The organism is Streptomyces albicerus (genome assembly GCF_008905045.1).
In the GTDB taxonomy this organism is placed as follows: Bacteria; Actinomycetota; Actinomycetes; order Streptomycetales; family Streptomycetaceae; genus Streptomyces; species Streptomyces albicerus.
This window is the reverse complement of sequence record NZ_VWMY01000003.1, coordinates 193,443-198,135: the sequence shown is the minus strand read 5'-3', so window position 1 is coordinate 198,135 and position 4,693 is coordinate 193,443. Positions and strand designations below refer to the sequence as shown.

Annotated in this window: 5 protein-coding genes; all 5 read right to left on the bottom strand. The window is 71.9% G+C overall.

Translation table 11 applies throughout. The features are described 5' to 3' along the window. Nucleotides 1–83: 83 nt before the first annotated feature. Nucleotides 84–953, bottom strand: coding sequence for an alpha/beta fold hydrolase (locus GAS53_RS03800; protein ID WP_151475961.1), 870 nt, complete (start codon nucleotides 951–953; stop codon nucleotides 84–86). Between the two features lie 87 nt (nucleotides 954–1,040). Beyond that, entirely contained in the window at nucleotides 1,041–1,601 is a 561-nt protein-coding gene (locus tag GAS53_RS03795) for a flavin reductase family protein (protein WP_151475960.1), read from the bottom strand. Continuing rightward, nucleotides 1,594–2,076, bottom strand: a complete 483-nt coding sequence (locus tag GAS53_RS03790) for a type II toxin-antitoxin system RatA family toxin (RefSeq protein ID WP_151475959.1) — start codon at nucleotides 2,074–2,076, stop codon at nucleotides 1,594–1,596. Before GAS53_RS03790 ends, GAS53_RS03795 begins: the two co-directional genes overlap by 8 nt. A gap of 41 nt (nucleotides 2,077–2,117) precedes the next feature. Then, complete coding sequence (locus tag GAS53_RS03785) at nucleotides 2,118–3,503, bottom strand: aspartate aminotransferase family protein (protein ID WP_151475958.1); 1,386 nt, start codon at nucleotides 3,501–3,503, stop codon at nucleotides 2,118–2,120. After that, entirely contained in the window at nucleotides 3,500–4,591 is a 1,092-nt protein-coding gene (locus GAS53_RS03780; protein ID WP_151475957.1) for an SDR family oxidoreductase, read from the bottom strand. The genes GAS53_RS03785 and GAS53_RS03780 overlap by 4 nt, the downstream gene beginning before the upstream one ends. Nucleotides 4,592–4,693: the final 102 nt, after the last annotated feature.

Below are 4,693 nucleotides of genomic sequence, written 5' to 3'. Positions count from 1 at the left end.
GTGCGGGCCCGGCGGGGCCCGCACCACCCTTTGTCGTACGAGCCCGTCGTACCAGTCCGGCTTACGAGCCCGTCGTACGTGCCTCAGCCGGCCAGGGCCTTGAGCGTCTCGCGCACGACGACCGGGTCGTAGGGCATGACCATGTGCGTGGCCCGGTTCTCCGGGGCGAGGCTCTGGAGGCGGATGTTGGTGACGGGGTGAGCGGGCCGGGTGGCCGTCAACTCCTGTGACCGGGGCGGCTGGACGAGTTCGTCCCGGGTCGACCAGATGACGGTGTAGCCGACCCCGTCCACGGTGTCGCCCGGCGCCACCAACTCCCGTACGAAGTCCGAGTCGTGCAGCAGCTGCGTGAACGCGGGGCTCACCCGGAAGAGCACCTTGTCCTCCACGACCCCTTGCACACCCGGGACTTGACGGACCAGCGCCGTCAGCCCCTCCACCGTGACCCCGTGATTGCTCGGGGCGATCCCGACGACGTGATGCACCTTCGCCGCCCCGCCCAGGTACTTGAGGTAGTAGTGCGGCAGCATTCCGCCCTGCGAGTGGCCGACGAGGCTCACCTTCGCCGCCCCGCTGTCCGCCAGCACCCGGTCGACGAAGACGGCGAGTTCCCGGGCAGACTCTCTGATGTCGGCCAGTCCGTACAGGCGGGGGAGGGCCGGGAGCTCCCCGTAGTTGAGGCGGAAGATCCGGTGTCCGGCGGCTCTGAGTGCGGGCGCCGCCTTCGTCCAGACGGACTCCCGGTCGCCAAGCGTGCCGTGCACGAGCACGACCGGGTAGGGGCGTTCCTCGCTCGGGGGCAGTCCCCAGTCGTCCTCCGCGGCCGACGGGTCGAAGGCGGCGCCGATGCGCTGCGCCCCGGCCTGGGCGTTGCCCGACAGCCGCTCGGGGGTACGGATCAGCTCGGTCGCGGCGCTGTCGGAGTTCACACCGGGGATCGATGGCAGGGGCATACGGTCTCCTTGACTGTGCGGTGGGGATTGCGCGAGACGCCCGGCCGGGAAGTCCCGGCCGGGCGTCGAGTGGGAGCTGCGCGGGGTTCAGTTCTCGCGCGGTCCGGTGAGCGTGTGGAACGTGCGGTCGTGCCAGAGCAGCGGCCGTCCGCCGTTCACGTCGACCGCCATCACGCGTCCGACGACGGCGTGATGGTCCCCGTACGGGCGTATGTCCTCGACGAGGCACACCGACCAGGCGAGCGCCTCGGCGAGCACTGGCAGCCCGAGCACCTGCCGTACGGGAATGTCGGCGAAGCGCAGCGCGGGCGGTACGGAAGGATCGGCGAAGCGCTCGGCCACGAGCTCCTGACGTGCCGTCAACAAGCTGACGGCAAAGGCGCCTTGGTCGCGCAGGGCGGTCAGGGTGCGTGAACCGCCGCGCAGACAGGCGAGGACCAGGGGCGGCCGGGCCGACAGGGACGTCAGGGCCGAGACCGTCATCCCGGTCGGACAGCCGGTGGCGTCCAGGGCGGTGACGACGGTGACGCCGGCCGACAACTTGGCGTACAGACCGAGGCAGCGGACCGTGTCGGGACCGGGCTCGTCCCGCAGGGTGTCCCATCCCGCGGCAACCGGCTGCTGGGGTACGACAGCGAGGTCAGCCATGCGCGACGGCGGCCGTGTCGGCGAGTTCGGCCGGGGCGGGCGTGACCCTGCCGAGCAGCCCGTGCAGGATCCGCTCGATGTTGGTGCGCAGGGTCGAGTCGGCCACGGGGTCGAGGAGTTCGGCCAGGGTCGGAATGCCCAGGTCGAACATGGCCTCGAAGGTCACGGTCGTGCCGTCCTCGCCCGTCTCGCACCGCCAGGTGCCTTCGAAGAGCTCGAAGTCGCCGCTGAGCTGGGTGAAGCCGATGCTCAGGTTCTGCGGGAAGAAGGCGTCGCGCTCGGTCCAGCGCATCAGACCGTTGCGGAAGCGGACGGTCCAGTCCGACACCACTGTGCCGTCGTCATGGGGTGGATGGACCACGACCTCGCGGACGGTCTCGGTGACGTCCGGGTACCGGCGGAAGTCACTGATCCGCTGGTACGCGGTCTCGGGGTCGACGTCGTGGGCGGTCAGCCGTACGTTCACGTGACGCATGTGGGGGGTTACCTTTCCGCGGTCGTACGTGTGGTGGTCGGTCAGCCGACGCGCGTCGCCACGACGCGCAGTGCCTCGGCCAGGGCACCCAGGAACAGCCGTACCTCCTCCTCTCCGGCGATCGCCGGCGGTGTCAGCCGCAGGACCCTGGTGGCGTTGAGCGAGTGGTTCACCAGGACGCCCCGCTCGACCAGTTCGAGGATCAGCTCGCCGACCGCCTGGTCCGCCGTGAACTCCAGACCGATCAGCAGCCCGCGTCCCCGCACTTCGCGCACCAGACCGCGCGAGTACGGGGCGCAGGCGGCCCGCACACCCGCGAGCAGACGGATCCCCAGCGCGGCGGCGCGGCTGACGACGTCCTCCCTGTCCAGCGTCTCGACCGCGGCCAGCGCGGCGGCGCAGGCGATGGGGGAGGCGGCGAAGGTGGAGGTGTGCAGGTAGGGGTCGCGGGAGAACGGGCGGTACGCCGCCGCGGTGGCGACCATCGCCGCGACCGGGACGACACCGCCGCTCAGGCCCTTGCCGACGAGGAGCACGTCGGGGTCGGCGGTCGCGCTGTCCCGGGCGCCGCGGCCGGCTCCGGGCCTGGGCCCGGGGTCCATGCCCCACCAGGTGCCCAGCCGCCCGAGACCCGTCTGGATCTCGTCGACGATCAGAAAGGCCCCGTACGTCCGGCACAGCCGGCTCACCTCGGCCAGATAGCCGGGCGGCGGAATGCGTACGCCTCCCTCGCCCTGCACCGGCTCGACGATGACGCAGGCGCGGTCACCGAGCCGGGCGAGTACGGCCGCCATCGCGTCCGCGTCCCCGTAGGGCACCGCGGTGCTGTCCGGCAGCAGCGGCTGGAAGGGCAGCTGGTACTTCGGGTTGGCGGTGGCGCTCAGCGCGCCCAGGGTCTTGCCGTGGTAGCCGCCGGCGGTGCTGACGAGAGCGGTGTGGCCGTGGGCCCGGGCCAGCTTCAGGCCCGCTTCGGTCGCCTCCGCCCCGGAGTTGACGAAGTGGACGTGGTCGAGACCGGCCGGGGTTCGCGCGGCCAGGGCCTGGGCCGCGCGGGCGGCGACCGGTTCCAGGAAGACGCGGCTCGCCAGCGGATGCGTGTCCACCTGGCGGTGCACGGCAGCGGTCACGGCGGGATGCCGGTGGCCCAGGATGAAGACTCCGTAGCCGCCGAAGTCGAGGTAACGGCGGCCGTCCTCGGTGGAGATCCACGCACCGTCGGACGCCGTCTCCAGCATGCCGCCGAGGACGGTTCCGAGGACGGAACGGCCGACCGAGAGATGCTCGCGGTAGAGCCGGGCGATGTGCGTGCGGTCGGTGTGTGCGTGGTCGGTGTGAGCGTGGTCGGTGTGCGTGCGATCGGTGTGCGCGCGGTCCGTGTCGGGTCCTGCCCCGTCGGTGACCTTCGTGGTGAGCGGGCCTGCGGTCATGAGGCCAGTTCCCGTGTCTCCGGCAGCCTCGGCACCGCTCCTCCGGCCGGCTGCGGGCGGCGGGGGCGGGTACGCATGCCGCCGGGGCCGGTGGACCAGGCCGCCAGGTTGCGGACCAGCGCCCGCCCGAGGGCGTCCTTCGACAGGGACGTACCGCAGTGCGGAGACCCCAGGGAGGACTCGAAGGGGAGCGCCCGCTGGAAGACCAGCAGCAGTTCCGCGTACGTGTGGAAGCGGCGGCGCAGCGACTCCGGGAACGTCGGTCCCTCGATCAGCGGCAGCAGCAGCCGGTGCACGGACTCCACCGGAATGAGCCGGGGCGGATGCGGCCTGGGCCCGTACAGCTCCGCGAACTCCAGGCAGGCGTCGACCACTTCGCTCTGCAGCAGGGAGTGTGTGCCGGCCGTCAGCCAGTACTCGCCGTCCGTGACCCCACCGCGCACCAGGTCGCCCACGGCGCGGGCGACGACGTCCTGGGGCACCATGTCGATCCGTGCGTCGGGCGCGCCCGGGAGGACCGGCACCTGGCCCTTGACGATGGCGCCGAGGGCGCGGGTCAGGCCCTGCATCCCTGCGATGCGGCCGGTGACGGAGTCGCCCATCACGACGGACGGGCGCAGGATCACTCCTGGAACCGGGGCGTCGCGCACCAGCTGCTCCGCCGCGGTCTTGGAGGCGAGGTAGGCGGCGGCTCCGGGGAAGCGGTCCTGTTCCTCCGGGGCCAGTGGGTTGGCGACGAAGGCCGTACTCATGTGGTACATCGGCGCGTCGGCCCGGGCGCAGAGGTCGAGCATCGCGGCGGTGCCGTCGAGGTTGGCGCGCCGGATGGACTCCGGGGCCGCCTTCCAGTTGGTGGCGGCGGCGGAGTGCACGACGACGTCCACGTCCGCTGCCAGCTGTTCGAAGTCCGGGTCGGGCAGGCCGAGTTGGGGTTCCATGAGGTCGGCGGGGATCTCGTGGACCCGGGGGTCGTTCACCGGTGTGCGGTGGCGCAGGCAGGTGATCCTGAAGTCGGGGGAGAGCTCGTCGATCAGGGCTCTGCCGAGGACTCCGGCGCCGCCGGTTAGGAGGAGTGTGGGCTGGGACATGGTGGTGTTTCCCTCGGTCGGGTTCGGGGTGGTGTGTTGTCTGCGGGTTCGTTGTGGCTGGTCGCGCAGTTCCCCGCGCCCCTGGGTGGGTGGGGGTGTCGG